The organism is Turicibacter sp. KK003, from assembly GCF_037014675.1.
In the GTDB taxonomy this organism is placed as follows: Bacteria; Bacillota_I; Bacilli_A; order MOL361; family Turicibacteraceae; genus Turicibacter; species Turicibacter faecis.
On record NZ_CP142738.1, the window covers coordinates 1,570,427 to 1,585,980 of the forward strand.

The following is a 15,554-nucleotide window of genomic DNA, read 5'->3' on the forward strand; positions in this document are numbered from 1 at the left end:
AACGCCTTTGTTCACATCTAGTTTTTATTAACTAAGACCTCTTTGTCTATACTTCATTATATTCCCACCTCTAAAAAAGGGAACCCCTAAAATGAAATTTTTTGTTTATCATACATTTTCCACTCCGGGAGTAACAATTCGACCACTTGATAAAATCGAGCACTATGATTAGCCTCAACCAAATGACTCAACTCGTGCACGACAACATATTCAATAAACGCATCAGGCTGATGAATTAAATTCTTATTAAAGGTAATCGTCCCGCGTTGCGGACGACACACTCCCCATGTCGCAGTCATCTGGCGGTACTTAATCTCCACAGGAGCACAACCTTTCCCATGAAAATATGGCCAATACGCATTCACTAACTGTTCAATTTTTTGCTGCAACTCGCAAAACATCCAGTTTTTAATCCATAAAACAACGCGTTCATCGTCATACGTTGAGGGACCAAAAAAATGCAACGTCTCTTCCCCTCGTTCAACTGATATTTTTTTTGCCGGGTGCCGTTTGATCGTCACACGCTGTCCAAAATAAAAAATTTCATCCGCCTGCAACTGTTTTTCAAGAGATAATAACGCTTGGTTTCGTTTCGCCTGAACCCATGACCACTTCGAAACAATAAACGATTCAATCATCTTTCGTTCAACACGTGGTGCAGCCGAAACCTCTACCTCCCCTGTACGACGGACCCGTAAATACATATTTTTTATTCTCTTACGTACAACCTTAACTTCTAGTCCCAAAACAACTAAACGTTCTTCTAACACATCATCACCACCTCGGTTAATCATTAAAACTCTCTTTTTATTCTCATCTTGTCGAACGCCCTCAAAACTTTCGCCGTCTATCACATGATGGATTTTACAACCCCTCGATTTCACGGACCCTGAAATAAACGTCCTCCTAACCTTAGAACACGAAGCCATGGACGTCAGAGCCCTTCTCCTGTAAGAAGCAATAGCTAACCTTTTCATCTTATAGATGACAGCCTACGCTCAATCCCCATCCATCGATTTAATCTTCCCGTTTACACCGTATTATCGAACCTCTCCCATTAAAAAAGACGTTATCAACAAACCAATTACCAACTAACCTCACACTTTGCATTCCTTCTCTTTTCAATGATCAGGTCGCTCATTAAACCTCCATTATTATAACATATTCAGAATCTTAAATACTCCCCCCCCCCTTATCAATACGCCAACAATCGCTACTTTCCTTTTTCCGTATAAAAAAAAAGCCCCGTTGGGAGCTTTTTTTATCGGTTCTATAATATTTAGTGTTGCTGATTAAGCAGCACTTTTTTCATAGGATAAAAAAAAAGAGACTTCAAGTCTCAATCCTGTTACAATGTTATCGACTAAAACAATATTGAAAGGATAAGATTTAATGTCTCACTCATATTTTACTAGAAAACTTTTAAATATTAAAGATAAAAATATTACATTTTCAGAAGATTATCTTGAGGAAGTGAAGTTGAACGGAATTACTAGCTTTATCTTTAAAGGTATTCTTACGTATCAACCGACTCATTGTCAAAAATGCGGAACCCTATTTGATTCAAAATTTAAGAAGCATGGATTTAAAACCTCTCGAATTGTCATTCCAAAAGTCTCTCTTCACGATACCTACTTAGACCTAAAAAAACAGCGTTATTATTGTGGGCATTGCCAGTCTACTTTTACACTAAGTACTTCAATTGTTGAAAAGAACTGTTACATTTCTTATCATACGAAACACGCCATTGCTTTAGAGGCCCAAAATAAAATTTCTGAATGTGATATCGCACGTCGCCATCAGGTCTCTCATTCAACCGTCAATCGAATCATCCATAGCTTTTATGAATCTCAAACCTTAAACCTTAATTATTTACCTGAAAATCTCTGTTTTGATGAATTTAAATCCGTTAAGTCTGCTGAGGGGCATATGTCTTTTATTTTTTGCGATGCTGACTCAAAACAAATCATCGATATCGTTGAAGATCGTCGTTTAAACTCCCTTCAAGCTTATTTTAAACGATACACAAAGGAAGCACGTCATCGAGTAAAAAATATTGTGATTGATATGTACGCTCCTTACATCAGCCTCATTAAGGATCTTTTTCCTCATGCCCAAATTATCATTGATAAATTTCATCTCGTTCAACATCTCTCTCGTGCACTGAACAAAACTCGAATCCGATTCATGAAAAAGTTCAAAAAGCATGGTCGTAAATTCAAACGTTATTGGCGCTTATTTTTAAAATCTCACGCTTTACTTAATACCACCACTTATCGATCAGTTTACTGCTTTAAACAACCCATGCGTGAAATTGATATCTTAAACTTTCTACTTGATTTATCTCCTGAATTAAAAGCAACCTATGATTTATATCAAGAGTTACTTTTCGCTCTTCAGACAAAAAACTTAAAACGATTTAATCATTTACTCGAAACGGAACATCCGCTTGTTTCTCCTGAGTTTCAAACGGCTTTCCAAACCTTTAAAACTTATCAATCCTATATTAAAAATACACTCTCAACTCATTACACAAATGGTCCCATCGAAGGAATTAATAATAAAATTAAGGTCATTAAGCGTATTGCCTTTGGATATCGTAGTTTCTATCACTTTAAATCTCGTATTCTCATGGTTCAAAATCTAACAAAGCCTAAAACGAAAATCCTAGCAGCATAGCTACTAGGATTTCGATTTGAATTTTCGTTGTAACAGGTTACAAATTAATCAGCAACACTATTTGACAAAGAACCTTTTTATCGTTTCGTTTCGACGGGTTGAATCCAAACCCCTGGATAATTAGCACGAGCAAGTGCTTGCTGTACTTTTTTCGCCTCGTTTAAATCAGAATATGATCCACAAACAACGCGATAATACGTTTCCGTTTTTAATGGTTCTGGACGGTCAACCACTTCATGTCGATCTTCGCGTTCATAATTCATATTAAACGCTTTACTTAACGCCACGACAATCGCTTCAACATAAGCATCCTCTTGATTTAAAAAGGTATAAAGGTCTCCCTCATTATCTAAATAAAACATCTCGATAATATCACAAGAAACACCTCCACGCCAAGCCTCACGAATAATTCCATAATAATCCGTATAACTATACGTTTGGGTAAATCTTAACGTTTGCGGATTAATATGACGATCGTAAAACTCTCCGGTGTAAGCGCGTGAATAAATTTCTCGAAACGCATTAAGATGACTCAACTCTTCTTGTAAATAATACTCAAAACGTGCGCTATCCTCTGCCAGCGGCACATAAATTTCGGCTCCACGTAATTTTCCCTCTCCACCTGAGCTATTGACGTGAATACTAATAGCTAAATTAGGTTGTAACTCTGCAATTTGACGACCACGTGCTGAAGCATTTCCAACATACGTATCATCCGTTCTTAATTGCGTCACAGTAAATCCAATTTCTCTCAATCGTTTGGTTACTTTTGTCGCTACACGCAACGTAATATCCTTTTCACGATGTCCATTGTAATGAGCACCATTATCCCATCCACCATGACCAGCATCTACAACAATATAAGGCATACTATCACTCCTTTATTCAACACTTCCTGCCCTCTTATTATATATGCCGGCAAGCATCGAATCGTATGGGCGCTCTCAACGATTTTAAAACTGCCCTCTGCCTTGGGAAAAAGAGTGAGATTCGCCTTCACTTAAGAGAAAACACCTTCTACACAACGCTCTTTTCTTAGACTAAAAACACCCTCATCTCAGACAGCCCGTCATGCACTAACACCACAATTATTCTCCATTCGATTCCCTATTAAAAGGAATCCACGATGTCTTCTGTTCACCTCGACAAGACGTCACATAAAAAGGAGCATCCGATATAACCTATCCGATCCTCCTCAAAAACAAAGCTATTGATGTTGATGCAACACATGGACTAATCCTTGCTCATATAACATTTTAATATGTTCGTCATCCAGTGAATAGTAAACCACTTTGCCAACCTTACGATAATTAACAAGATGGGCTTGACGCAACACACGTAATTGATGCGATATAGCTGACTGTGTCATCTCAAGCAACGATGCTAAATCGCACACACACATTTCCGACTGAACAAGAGCAGCCAAAATGCGAATCCGTGTTAAGTCTCCCATCGCTTTATATAAATCTGCCAGTTTTAATAACTCCTCGTCTCTTGGCATTTTTTCCTTCACCGATAAAACGACTTCATCATGAATAGCTTCTATGCTACATGTTTCCATTGCGTCACCTCATTTTTGCGTCCTGTAAAGATTATAAGGCGAATGATCAGAAAACGCAAGAAACGAATGCCAACTAACGATCCACCACCCATGATTTAAGTAGCGCCAAGTGCTCACGCAACTCCCATTTTAGCCGTTTATTAGCAGGGGTCGCTACGCCGATGATGATATGAGAAATACCTAATCGGCGGGCAAGTAATGAAGTACGCACACTATGAAACTCATTCGTTACAATTGCTACCTGATGTTTTCCAAATAGTGATTGAGAAAAAAATAAATTTTCAAACGTATTCGTCGAGCGGTCTTCAACAAGAATACGATTTTCTTCAATTCCATAATCTTCGATCAGTACCCGCTTCATCACCTGTGCCTCTGCAGGAAGCTGTGCGGTTCCCTTTCCTCCCGTCACAATGACATGAAGGTGTGGATTTTCTCTTAATAACGTTGCCCCTAATTCAAGACGGGCACGTAATGTAGGCGAGACATGCTGGTCCTTTAAACAAGATCCTAAAATTAAAAGGCAATTGATCTCTGGGGTCACGCGATGTTTTAGTGATTGATTCATTTTAAGATGCATCCCAATCATATAAAGGGTCACTGTTGTAAAAACGATAATCATTAAAATCCCCTCCTCTACCTTCCTACTATCAACCTATGCCTAAACGGTTGAAATCGTGTTGCTAATCTATCCAAAAAAGAGGGCAAATCCCCACACTTTTTGCATAGATTATAGTAGGAAACTTATCCCTAACGATAAGGAAGTGAATAAAATGAATGCGCAACCATTAACAATAACTCGATATATGATTCAAGCGGGTGACACGATTAAAAGCATTGCCACCCAATTTGACACAACCCCGGTTGAACTCATGAAATTAAACGGAAATAAGCCCCTTATCATTCAACCTAAACAATTCATCAACGTTCCCCTGCTAGAGAATAACAGGATCCATGTCATTGCTGAAGGGGAATCCCTCCAAGATCTTTTAATTCGTTACAAACTAACCCCAGATGAACTCGTTCATCTCAATCAAGACCTCTTTTTGCAAGCCGGTCAAATGGTAACGATTCAACATTAAAAAATCACACCATCAAACGGTGTGATTTTTTATATTCAATAAAAGCAATGACGTTCTCATCTACTTCTTTAAACTTGGCGCAAAGGCTTGAATCATTGCCTCTGCACACTTAATTCCGTCAATTCCAGCTGATACAATACCTCCTGCAAAGCCTGCACCTTCTCCTGATGGATAGACCCCTTTAACCGTCAGCGACTGTAATGTTTCGCTATCGCGATCCATTCTCACTGGCGAAGAAGAGCGAGATTCAACGCCAGTCATCACCGCATCATCCATCCCAAAGCCGTGTAATTTTCGATCAAAAGCCTTCAGACCATCTTTCATGGCATCTGTCATATACGATGGGAACAACTTATGTAAGTTTGTTAACTTAACACCTAATGCATATGAGGGAGTCACCGTTCCTAAACGTTTTGAGGCCTGTCCTTTGAGGAAGTCCCCAACTAGTTGAGCCGGTGCCTTATAATCGCTTCCTCCCATCCCAAAGGCTTTTTCCTCTAATCGACGTTGAAATTCAATCCCAGCCAGTGGATGATCTGATCCAAAATCCTCCGGAAACACTTGAACAAGTAAGGCACTATTCGCATTTTCTTGATTACGTGCATGCTCACTCATTCCATTTGTGACTAAACGCCCTTTTTCAGAACTTGAAGGGACAACAAGCCCACCTGGACACATGCAGAATGTATACACGCCACGTCCATTTTCAGCCTTATGCGTCAATCGATACTCTGCCGCCCCTAATTTTTCATGTCCCGCAAACTCTTTATATTGGGCCACATCAATTAAAGTTTGAGGATGCTCAATCCTTACACCGACAGCAAACGGTTTAGCCGTAAAAGAGACCCCACTCTCATATAACTCATAAAACGTATCGCGTGCACTATGTCCAATCGCCACAATCACATTTTCTGTTAACAGTGTGTCACCACCTTTGACTTTCACCCCGCAAATGTGCCCATCTTCCATTAAAAACCCTGTCACTTGTTGATTGAAGCGAACCTCTCCTCCAAGTGAAATAATCTTTTGGCGAATATTTTTCACAATTCCGCGTAACAAATCTGTTCCAACGTGAGGATGCGCCATATATAAAATATCTTCCGGAGCTCCGGCCTCAACCAATGCTTCAAGCACTTTTCGACCGCGTAAATCTTTCACGCGTGTCGTTAACTTTCCATCAGAAAACGTTCCAGCTCCGCCTTCCCCAAACTGCACATTTGAATTTGGATTTAAGATTCCCTCTTTCCAGAACTTTTCAATCGAACGTACGCGTTCATCAACCGCTTCACCACGCTCTAACACAATGGGGCGATACCCCATTTCAGCTAAAATTAAGGCCGCAAACATACCGGCTGGACCAAAGCCAACAACAACAGGACGATGGTTCATTGCCTCTTGACCTTTCACAGGATACTTATACTCAATATCTGGCGTTTTAGACACATTAGGTAACTTCTTCGCCAAGATTTTTTCTTCATCTTTCACCGCCACATCGACCGTATAGACGAAATCTAACTTTCCACGGCGACGGGCATCAATCGATTGTTTATAAATACGATAATCTAAAAGCTCATGCTCCTTTAACCGTAATTGCTTTAAAACTAACTCTTTTACCTTATCAATTGAATCATCTATTGAAATTTTAATTTGTGCGACTCGAATCATAACATCACTCACTTTCGTCCTCTTATTATAGCACAAAACGATCCATTATATCATTTTCCTACACCATAAAAAAAGCAACCGGCCTCTCAAATCGACCGGTCACTTTCGCTTTAACCCTAAAATTTATCTCATAAACGCTCATTCGCGCCATAAATCCATGAACGCTCTGTTCGTTCATGAACACCTATGCCTTTGCAGCAAAATAGTCCCTTTTCACATACTCATAAAATACCGCCATTGACATCGCATAAAGCGGTAAGATATAGATAATCGCTATTCCAAAGGTTAAGGCTCCTAAAATCGCCCATCCGAAGAAACTCGATTGTAAAATGACTAACTCCCATTTATGACCATTCATCATTTCACGACTACGGGTAATCGCCCCATCAGCCCCAATCGCCGGATCCTCACTGATAATAAACATCGCTTGAGAATAAGAATACGACTTGATCATCCCTGGAATTACTAATAGCAACGACCAAAAAAAGGTATATAACCATTTAATAAAATAGACGCTAACTGCTCCACCTACATTATCAATAGAAATAAAATCTCTTAATCCAAACTCTTGATGGTTTCTTATAAGACGCATCACCTCAATCGTCCCATACGAAACAACGCCCATTCCAAACACCGAGCATAACACCGATAAAAAGGGAATAAACACCCCGAGTAACGCAGATAAAACAATCACACCCACAACCGAGATCACCAAACAAAGAGCAAATTTTAACCAGGCTCCCTCATAAAAGTACGTTCGTGCCTGACGTTTTATTTCCTTCCGCCACTCGATCTTTTGAAATAAGGCAATCACAATAATAATCAGCGGAAGTGCTCCTCCACTAAAAAACAATCCAAGATTCACTTGATATCACTTCACTTTCACTAGTCCTATTATTATTCTACCGAGACTCCTTTATACTTTCAATCCTTTTAAACGATTTAAATCCATTAAATTCGCCCTTTACTAAAAAAAGGCTTCCCCCTTCCATAAACAAACACTGCCTTTCACCTCATCCGCTATTGATTCTAAACAGACGCCTCGGTAACTGAGTGGCTTTTTTTATACTTTTCCCCTTTAATGGCCTCTCCTCGTTCAATCCATCGACTTCCCCAACGGATGCCTGATTGGTTGTTCGACCTTTAACAAAGGGGCGCTTTCGCCCGCTCCATCCTGTTTAACCGAACCAACCTTTCATTGTAAACTCTAATTTATTTTTTCATTTCTTCAATCATATGCATAAACTTCTCTTTATTCACTTCATAACGATCACTATTTTTTCCAAAAATTTTTTCAGCACAATCTATTAAAATATAACACCATTCCTCTTCAGTTATATCCTCAGCTCCTTCAGGTACAGTCCAACCCATAATTTCTCCATTTCCTGAACTAAATGATATACGGAAATCTGGATTCTCAAATACAACATTTAAACATTCTACACTGTCATCTTTACTTTCAATGAATTGAGCAGATTTCGGATGTGCTTGTGCAATAAGACTGCTAAAAGATAGAAAAGCTATAAATAAGGAAATAACATATTTTTTCATCCTATTTTTTCTCCTTTTTTATTCTTTAGTATGCTCAAGAAAAGAATAAACATGATTAAGATATTTTCTCTTTTAACTGTTTAAAAATATAATTTAATACTACTATAAGACATGTCAGATATAAAACATATCAGAAAGATATACTCAGTATTTTAAATACATAAGGGCTCTCTTAAGCTGATTTTCTCATTAGAAATTACGGAATAACTCGCCTGTAATTTAAATGTAAGTTTTTTGAATCTTTAGAAGTTCTTTTTCATCTTTAAAAAGTTTAATCCACTTGAACCATTTTAAATAACTATTTAGATGCTTAGTTGAGACACCTCTAAACTTTTGTAAGAAAGCTTTAAAATTACTATAAAAAACATTGATATGTTGGATGTAATAAATACCTTTCATGTATTTTCCAGACGGAATTACCTTATGCTCTAAGTCTAATTGGGAAGCTAACCTCCCATATCCAGGGGCGCTATCCGTACACAAAACAGAGTGGGGAGAACTATGACCTTCAAAGAAACGTTCACACTTACGGGATGGTCTTGGCATGTTAAATCGTGTTCTTTTGGAGTGATTTCCTTTATAGCTCTTTAATCATGCATTCGATATAATCAATCCACGCTTTTGGTTCTTTCTTTGAATAGGAAGTTGGCGTTTGAGTTCGTTGGCTAAATGATTGGCCACAGTTACGGCAAAGATAGCGTTAAATTCCTTTGGCTTTACCTTCCTTACGATAGGGTCATCATGACAAAAAGGGCATTTATATTACCCTGCTGAATATCTGGTTTCTTGAATTTCAGCTTGAGGTTTAGATAAATTTGATTTAAAGATTCCTTTTTTAACTTCAACTAAGATTTCTGGTAAATCAATTGGCGCTACTCGATTTAAAAATGATAAAATTATTGACTTTGGCATGAACCAACTAAACAAACGTTTGTTCTATCACTATTATAATGGATAGTTGAGGATTAAGTTATGCAAATTCTATGTGAAATATCAAAATTATCCTAAAACAGAGCTTTTTAAAAAAGGAAATCGCCCTCTTTTTTCGTATAGTAAGGCAGGAGGTGATTTTAATGCCCCTTCAGCGGGTTAGCTCATTATTTACAAAAAGAAAACCAATCTATCCCCCACTCACTCCCACTCAGCAGGAGTCGGGTCCCTCGATTCATACGCGACTTAAACGTCTCATACAAGAAGCAATCACCCTTAAAGCGAGCGATATTCATTTTACCTTAAAAGACCGCGACATCCTCGTTCAATTTCGGGTCGGTTCATTAATGATTTCAAGCGATCGTATGAGCCCATCCACCTACGAACAACTCCTCGCTTATATCAAATTTCATGCTTCATTAACCCTTACCCATCCTAAACAACCTCAGTCAGGATTACTCAAGCTAAAAGATGCAACAGCGCTTTACTATACGCGCGTCTCCATTTTACCGACGCCTCATTATCAAAGTCTTGTGCTGCGACTCATCAATCATCACCATAAAAAAAAATTAGATGAAATTTCGCACTTTCCTCAAACGACTGATATTTTAAAAGATATGGCAAGAATGCCGGCCGGTTTAATTCTCATCAGCGGTCCGACGGGAAGTGGAAAAACAACAACGACTTACGCCTTGATCGATTACTTAAAAGACGAGCTTGGAAAAAGCATTGTGACCATTGAGGATCCCGTTGAGTACCAACAACCCGATATCGTTCAAATGCAAGTCAACGAAAGTCTTGGGATGACCTACGATGTTGGAATCAAAGAAATTTTGCGCCACGATCCTGATGTCATCGTCATCGGTGAAATTCGTGACGTCAAGACTGCTCGGCAGGCGCTGCGTGCAGCCTTTACCGGTCACTTAGTCATCTCAACCGTCCATGCTAAAAATGTGCGGGGGACCTTAAATCGACTCATCGACCTCGGGATATCCACCCAAGACCTTGAACAGGCACTCGTTGGCATCGCGAATCAACGATTAATTGAGAATAGGGCCGAACGAAAGGCCATGTTTGAACTTTGTTTTGGTGAACAACTCGATCACCTATTTTCCCAACTTTCGCCCGCTTCGCTTCCCTATCACACATTAGACGAGGAGTTAGTATAATGCCCACAATCCATCACTTATCCCCCCGTTGGCCCCTTTGCGAACAACAAAAATTTTTAACTCGCTTTAGCCAACTGATTGAGCAAGGATTTTCGTTAGCACAAGCACTAGAGATTATGGGAACACTCTTTAAACAAGAGGCCATCGCTCCCTTCGCAGCGCATTGTGCCAATGGACAACCCTTTGCCTCCACCTTAGAAACTTGCCACTTTGAAAAACGAATTGTCTATATTGTCCGATGTGGCGAAGAGGCGGGGTCCCTCTTGCAAGGATTACAAAAGGCGGCGGAATATAGCGAGCATTTAATTCAAAACAAGGCGGAGCTTTCTAAAAAATTACGTTACCCTCTCTTCCTATTTACCTTAATGATCGGAATACTTGGCATCGTCTATCTTTTTTTCTTCCCACAACTTGAAGATTTTTACCAAAGCTTCCATATTGAAGGCGATCCTACCTTACTAAATGGCGTCCTCCTTCTTCTTGGCGGGCTCCTTCTCCTTATCTTTCTCCTCATCGGTAGCTTCTTTCTCATTTTAACAAGTCCCCACCGATGTATTCCGCATCTCCTATTTCATTTTCCGCTGCTCAAATCGCTTTCTCAGCACGTTTTTTCCTACTACTTTAGCAGCCAATGGCTCATCTTCCTAAACTGCGGACTCCCGCTAAAAGAAAGTCTTTTCATGATGCGATCCTTTGAAAACATCCCCTTCGTCCGCCACATCATTGACGAACTTCAACAACGGCTAGAAAACGGTATTTCCCTTGGCGATTTGTTCGAAAAGAGCCCGTACTTTACCGCGTACTTCAAACTTATAATGAAACACGCCTTGCAGCTTGCAAAGGTGCACCAAGAATTAAAGACCTATAGCACCGAAGAATTCAAACGACTCACCCAACACATGAACACCTTATTTAAAACGATTCAATTTATTTTTTTAGCCCTCATCGGGCTCATTATTGTACTCATTTACTTAAGTCTATTACAACCCGTCTTTCAAATGGCGGAACTTATCTAAACAATCGGAGGATTATCTTATGAAAAAAAGAATTCAAATGAATCAAAAAGGATTTACACTTATTGAAATGTTAATTGTCATGGTCATCGTCGGGGTACTCGTCCTCCTCGTCTTTCCAAAAGCAAGTGCCGTGTTAGAGAAAACCAATCAGACCGGATGTGAGGCTTTTGACCAATCCGTTGAGGCACAAAAAACGTCAGCCGATCTCCTAGGCGAGCCCTTATCCGAATCTGAACTCAATCAAATCGCCAAAGACCGCGAAAAAGTGTGTAAGGAGGGCGAATGATTCTTAATCAAAAAGGATTTACACTCATCGAGGCGCTCCTAGCCCTCTTAATTACCGGAACATTATCTCTGATTTCCTTCCCACCCCTTGTAAAACTTTATGACGGCATCAAACTTAATCAGGCCATTGCGTTACTCCAATCAGATTTAAACTACATTCGCCAAGCGAATATGATGCCCTTTCAAGGAGGGACGTACACGTTACGCATCTATCATAAAGAAAACAAGTATGCGCTTCGACAAAACGGAACCAACCAGCAACTCCGGACACTCCCTCAAGGAATTTCTTTTCCATCCGTTAGTACAACACTAACCGATTTATCATTTAATAACCTCGGCCACATTGGAGGTGGTCAAACACTTCTTATTAAAAGTAAGTATCAAGAAAAAAAGATTGTCTTTTCAATCGGAACAGGAGGAATTGATATCCGTGATTCGAACGAACCAAAAGGGCTATATTCTGACTGAATGCCTCATCGGGCTGATGATCCTATGTACCGTTGCCATGAGTCTTTCCCACGTCTTACCTAAACTTCTCAAAAAGCAACAGCACCTTGACGTCCAACAAACGCTCTATTATCACCTCTATGTATTAAAAGATCGCTGGCTCTTTGAACCCAACACCCTCTCATTCCCCCTTCATCTTACCTCCCCCATCCCTTATACCGTCACCCAAAAAGATGCTCAACTTTGTGCTACTTATGACTGGAGGGAATCCGGTGAACAAAAAATTTGTCTATAGCTTATCTAATCATGGATTTTTACTCGTTGAACATCTCATCGGTCTCGTCATTACAGCCCTTCTGACACTTCTCATCCTTCGACTCTTCCCCCTCATTAAAACGTACCAAACCGATTTAGACCGGGTGAGTCATGAGGAAATAACAACCTTGCGCGCACGTTTGCAAAAAGAAGCTCAACACGCGCTTCGGTTCGATATCTCAGGAGAAAAGCTTACCCTCTATCTTGAATCGGGCAAACAATCTACCTACTTTATTTCTAATCATCGCCTCATGCGCCAAGTCGATGGAAAGGGCGGCGAAGTCGCCCTCTATCATTGTGACCAATTAGACATCACCCAACATCATGATCAGTCCGTCACCCTCACCCTTCGCACTAAAAATAATAGCTTTTCCATTTACCTAACCTCTCATCGGTTCCCACTTCAACCACTTAACGAGGATCAGATTGACGAAACGGAGGTGCCAGTTGATGAACCAAAAGGGGATGATTCTTCCCTTAACACTCGCGATGAGCTTAATGATCGCCCTTCTCCTGCTTCACCTCTCCTATCGAATTGAAGATCAGGCGCGTCTTTATCACCTCGAACGCGATCACTTAACACTCTCCCTACTCAAAAAAGAATGCGTCAAACAAATAACAGACCAACTAGGAACAAAAATCGTTGAAGGACATGAAAAAATACCACCTCAGGTCATTTCCTTACATAATGGGACCCCGGTTACCATAAGCTATAAAAATGGGTATGAGACACTTGCAGTCACCTATCAATTTCACTATAATGAATACTTAGAATCTGGGAGCATTACCTATGACAAAAAGACCCATGATTACACTATGAACTAGGAGGGATTTCATATGAAACCAATTGCCCTCATTGGCATGATGGGAAGTGGGAAAACCACCATTGGAAAACAACTCGCAAAGGAACTCCACCTCCCGTGGCACGATAGCGACCTTTTTATCGAACAAACAACCCATGAACAAATCAAAGACATCTTTGCTACCAAAGGGGAAGCCTACTTTCGCACACTAGAAACGAGAGCGCTCCAAACCCTTTTAACCTTTCCAGGCATTCTCTCAACCGGAGGCGGAATCATCATCCAAAAAGAAAATCGAGAACACCTCAAAAATAACGCCTACGTCATTTTCTTAGAAGCAAGCATCCAAACATTAGTCACTCGGGTCGATGACCAAAATCGTCCCCTCCTCCAAAATGAACCAATGGAACAAAAACTTCGTACCTTGTACGACAAAAGGGAATCCCTCTACAGAGAATGCGCCCATGATACCATTAAGACCGATCATAAAACCGTAGAAGAAATCGTCACCCTCATTAAACAAAAACTTCCTCAATAAACAAAAGCCCTTACCTGTTTTCAATTCACAGTTAAGGGCTTTAATTCGTCTATTGTAAAAATACACTTAAAACTCAGATTCATTTAGTTCTTTAAAATAGCGCATGATCAAAATAATAGATAACATAAAGGTTAAAAAATCCGCAATGGGTCCGACGTATAGCACTCCATCTATCCCTAACCACATCGGGAACAACAAAATTAAAGGGATATGAAAGAGTCCTTGACGGGCCAGTGAAAGAATCATACTCTGTTTCATTTTTTTCGTACTGGTAAAGAAGTTGACAATGAGCGGTTGAACCCCAACGACACAAATGAGCATCAAATAAATGCGCATGTATTTAGTCGCAAACTGAAAATACAGCTCCCCTCCTCCACCAAAAATCCCAACAATTTGGCGTGGAAAGAGTTGAAACAGTAAAAATGCCGTAAAACTAAACATCAATCCCATCATCATCGCTTTTTTAAACGTTTCTTTCACCCGACGGTAGTTTTTAGCCCCCTTATTAAATCCCCAAATTGGCTGACATCCTTGGGCTAGTCCAATTGAACACGCCGATAAAATTGTATAGAGTTTGGCGACCACTCCGGAAACTGCCAACGGAATAGCACTTCCATATAGACTTTGGGCACCATAAAAAACGAGCGTATGATTCATCAACACGTTGACCACCATCATTAAAAAATGCGTTAAACAATTAGGAAATCCTAATTTGGCAATCTCCCACACATACGTCGGTTGAAGCCGAAGATCTTGCCACTTAATCTTAAACGCCCGGAAGCGATTAAAATACCATAAACAAAGCGTTCCTGAAACCCCTTGACTTAAAACGGTGGCGAGTGCAGCACCAAAGATTCCCCATTTAAAAACGAGCATAAAAAGAGCATCAAGAACGACATTTAATAGCGCCCCCGTCATCGAACACCCCATCGCATAGCGTGGACTCCCATCCGCCCGAATCAGAAAACTACCCGCGGTAAAAAAGATAAAGAACGGGATACCAAATAGCGTGACACTTAAATAAAGATTAGCATAGTTAAACACTTCATCCGTTACTCCGCATAAATTTAAAATGGTTAACTTAAACAAAAATAAAGCCCCCATCATAACGACTCCCGCGCAACACATGAACCCAAGTCCATTTCCAATAAATCGTTTAGCATCCGACTCCTGTCCGGCTCCTTGACAAATATTAAAATGAGCCGCTGTCCCAACACCAACCAACTGAGAAATAGCAGTTGCCAAAGTGACGACAGGAAACGCAACATTCGTTGCCGCATTTCCAAGAACACCCACCTGATGACCAATAAACATCTGATCTGTAATATTATAAATCGCACTCGCCAAAAGGCTAATCATTGAGGGAATGGCAAATTTACAAATCAATTTAAAAAGAGGGGCCTCCCCTAATGGATTTGATTGTCCCGTTTGATCCATTTCTTCTCTCCTCCCTTTATAAAAAATCTATCTCTTATGGGGCGAAAAAGCTTTCACCTCTCATGTTACCTCTCTCACGATT

Annotated in this window: 16 protein-coding genes and 1 pseudogene; 8 read left to right on the plus strand and 9 right to left on the minus strand. The window is 40.0% G+C overall.

Annotated elements, in window-relative coordinates; all coding sequences use genetic code 11:
- Positions 1 to 86 precede the first annotated feature (86 nt).
- Positions 87 to 770, minus strand: coding sequence for a SprT family zinc-dependent metalloprotease (locus VXM77_RS07715; protein WP_262950906.1), 684 nt, complete (start codon positions 768 to 770; stop codon positions 87 to 89).
- A gap of 622 nt (positions 771 to 1,392) precedes the next feature.
- Between VXM77_RS07715 and VXM77_RS07720 the strand changes: the two genes are divergently transcribed.
- On the plus strand, positions 1,393 to 2,679 hold the full coding sequence (locus VXM77_RS07720) for an ISL3 family transposase (RefSeq protein ID WP_289461271.1): 1,287 nt from the start codon (positions 1,393 to 1,395) through the stop codon (positions 2,677 to 2,679).
- A 77-nt stretch (positions 2,680 to 2,756) separates the two neighbouring features.
- Here VXM77_RS07720 and VXM77_RS07725 read toward each other — a convergent pair whose 3' ends face one another.
- The 3 genes from VXM77_RS07725 to VXM77_RS07735 all read right to left on the minus strand — a co-directional run bounded on the left by VXM77_RS07725 (position 2,757) and on the right by VXM77_RS07735 (position 4,859).
- Positions 2,757 to 3,548, minus strand: a complete 792-nt coding sequence (locus VXM77_RS07725; RefSeq protein WP_338505874.1) for an N-acetylmuramoyl-L-alanine amidase — start codon at positions 3,546 to 3,548, stop codon at positions 2,757 to 2,759.
- A gap of 338 nt (positions 3,549 to 3,886) precedes the next feature.
- On the minus strand, positions 3,887 to 4,240 hold the full coding sequence (locus VXM77_RS07730; RefSeq protein WP_161831995.1) for a metalloregulator ArsR/SmtB family transcription factor: 354 nt from the start codon (positions 4,238 to 4,240) through the stop codon (positions 3,887 to 3,889).
- Positions 4,241 to 4,313: 73 nt separating this feature from the next.
- Entirely contained in the window at positions 4,314 to 4,859 is a 546-nt protein-coding gene (locus VXM77_RS07735; RefSeq protein ID WP_161831994.1) for a YdcF family protein, read from the minus strand.
- A 151-nt stretch (positions 4,860 to 5,010) separates the two neighbouring features.
- Here VXM77_RS07735 and VXM77_RS07740 point away from each other — a divergent pair, with 151 nt between their 5' ends.
- Entirely contained in the window at positions 5,011 to 5,319 is a 309-nt protein-coding gene (locus VXM77_RS07740) for a LysM peptidoglycan-binding domain-containing protein (protein WP_262953910.1), read from the plus strand.
- A 60-nt stretch (positions 5,320 to 5,379) separates the two neighbouring features.
- Here VXM77_RS07740 and VXM77_RS07745 read toward each other — a convergent pair whose 3' ends face one another.
- The 4 genes and pseudogenes from VXM77_RS07745 to VXM77_RS07760 all read right to left on the minus strand — a co-directional run bounded on the left by VXM77_RS07745 (position 5,380) and on the right by VXM77_RS07760 (position 9,447).
- Positions 5,380 to 6,984, minus strand: a complete 1,605-nt coding sequence (locus tag VXM77_RS07745) for an NAD(P)/FAD-dependent oxidoreductase (protein WP_262950925.1) — start codon at positions 6,982 to 6,984, stop codon at positions 5,380 to 5,382.
- 184 nt (positions 6,985 to 7,168) lie between these two features.
- Positions 7,169 to 7,849, minus strand: coding sequence for a DUF975 family protein (locus tag VXM77_RS07750; RefSeq protein WP_161831992.1), 681 nt, complete (start codon positions 7,847 to 7,849; stop codon positions 7,169 to 7,171).
- 347 nt (positions 7,850 to 8,196) lie between these two features.
- Positions 8,197 to 8,535, minus strand: coding sequence for a hypothetical protein (locus VXM77_RS07755; protein ID WP_161831991.1), 339 nt, complete (start codon positions 8,533 to 8,535; stop codon positions 8,197 to 8,199).
- A gap of 152 nt (positions 8,536 to 8,687) precedes the next feature.
- Positions 8,688 to 9,447 (minus strand): annotated as a pseudogene (locus VXM77_RS07760) (IS1595 family transposase).
- Positions 9,448 to 9,608: 161 nt separating this feature from the next.
- Here VXM77_RS07760 and comGA point away from each other — a divergent pair.
- The 6 genes from comGA to VXM77_RS07790 all read left to right on the plus strand — a co-directional run bounded on the left by comGA (position 9,609) and on the right by VXM77_RS07790 (position 14,035).
- On the plus strand, positions 9,609 to 10,634 hold the full coding sequence (gene comGA / locus VXM77_RS07765) for a competence type IV pilus ATPase ComGA (RefSeq protein ID WP_338505877.1): 1,026 nt from the start codon (positions 9,609 to 9,611) through the stop codon (positions 10,632 to 10,634).
- Positions 10,634 to 11,650: a type II secretion system F family protein gene (locus VXM77_RS07770; protein WP_262950911.1), complete on the plus strand. Its 1,017-nt coding sequence runs from the start codon at positions 10,634 to 10,636 to the stop codon at positions 11,648 to 11,650. Before comGA ends, VXM77_RS07770 begins: the two co-directional genes overlap by 1 nt.
- Before the next feature lie 19 nt (positions 11,651 to 11,669).
- Positions 11,670 to 11,936: a prepilin-type N-terminal cleavage/methylation domain-containing protein gene (locus VXM77_RS07775; protein ID WP_161831988.1), complete on the plus strand. Its 267-nt coding sequence runs from the start codon at positions 11,670 to 11,672 to the stop codon at positions 11,934 to 11,936.
- Positions 11,933 to 12,403 carry a prepilin-type N-terminal cleavage/methylation domain-containing protein gene (locus VXM77_RS07780; RefSeq protein WP_262950913.1) on the plus strand — a complete coding sequence of 157 codons (471 nt, stop codon included), beginning with the start codon at positions 11,933 to 11,935 and terminating at the stop codon, positions 12,401 to 12,403. The genes VXM77_RS07775 and VXM77_RS07780 overlap by 4 nt, the downstream gene beginning before the upstream one ends.
- 251 nt (positions 12,404 to 12,654) lie before the next feature.
- Complete coding sequence (locus tag VXM77_RS07785) at positions 12,655 to 13,236, plus strand: hypothetical protein (RefSeq protein WP_338505880.1); 582 nt, start codon at positions 12,655 to 12,657, stop codon at positions 13,234 to 13,236.
- A gap of 298 nt (positions 13,237 to 13,534) precedes the next feature.
- A complete protein-coding gene (locus VXM77_RS07790) occupies positions 13,535 to 14,035 on the plus strand; it encodes a shikimate kinase (RefSeq protein ID WP_338505882.1) in 501 nt (166 codons plus the stop codon).
- Positions 14,036 to 14,101: 66 nt separating this feature from the next.
- Here the strand turns inward: VXM77_RS07790 and VXM77_RS07795 are convergent, their stop codons facing one another.
- On the minus strand, positions 14,102 to 15,472 hold the full coding sequence (locus VXM77_RS07795; RefSeq protein WP_161831983.1) for an MATE family efflux transporter: 1,371 nt from the start codon (positions 15,470 to 15,472) through the stop codon (positions 14,102 to 14,104).
- Between the last annotated feature and the right edge of the window lie 82 nt (positions 15,473 to 15,554).

Bases quoted from the DNA above. Each gene is read 5' to 3' on its own strand.
- VXM77_RS07720 (WP_289461271.1), top strand. From the start codon at position 1,393: ATGTCTCACTCATATTTTACTAGAAAACTTTTAAATATTAAAGATAAA.
- VXM77_RS07725 (WP_338505874.1), bottom strand. From the start codon at position 3,548: ATGCCTTATATTGTTGTAGATGCTGGTCATGGTGGATGGGATAATGGT.
- VXM77_RS07730 (WP_161831995.1), bottom strand. From the start codon at position 4,240: ATGGAAACATGTAGCATAGAAGCTATTCATGATGAAGTCGTTTTATCG.
- VXM77_RS07735 (WP_161831994.1), bottom strand. From the start codon at position 4,859: ATGATTATCGTTTTTACAACAGTGACCCTTTATATGATTGGGATGCAT.
- VXM77_RS07740 (WP_262953910.1), top strand. From the start codon at position 5,011: ATGAATGCGCAACCATTAACAATAACTCGATATATGATTCAAGCGGGT.
- VXM77_RS07745 (WP_262950925.1), bottom strand. From the start codon at position 6,984: ATGATTCGAGTCGCACAAATTAAAATTTCAATAGATGATTCAATTGAT.
- VXM77_RS07755 (WP_161831991.1), bottom strand. From the start codon at position 8,535: ATGAAAAAATATGTTATTTCCTTATTTATAGCTTTTCTATCTTTTAGC.
- comGA (WP_338505877.1), top strand. From the start codon at position 9,609: ATGCCCCTTCAGCGGGTTAGCTCATTATTTACAAAAAGAAAACCAATC.
- VXM77_RS07770 (WP_262950911.1), top strand. From the start codon at position 10,634: ATGCCCACAATCCATCACTTATCCCCCCGTTGGCCCCTTTGCGAACAA.
- VXM77_RS07775 (WP_161831988.1), top strand. From the start codon at position 11,670: ATGAAAAAAAGAATTCAAATGAATCAAAAAGGATTTACACTTATTGAA.
- VXM77_RS07780 (WP_262950913.1), top strand. From the start codon at position 11,933: ATGATTCTTAATCAAAAAGGATTTACACTCATCGAGGCGCTCCTAGCC.
- VXM77_RS07790 (WP_338505882.1), top strand. From the start codon at position 13,535: ATGAAACCAATTGCCCTCATTGGCATGATGGGAAGTGGGAAAACCACC.
- VXM77_RS07795 (WP_161831983.1), bottom strand. From the start codon at position 15,472: ATGGATCAAACGGGACAATCAAATCCATTAGGGGAGGCCCCTCTTTTT.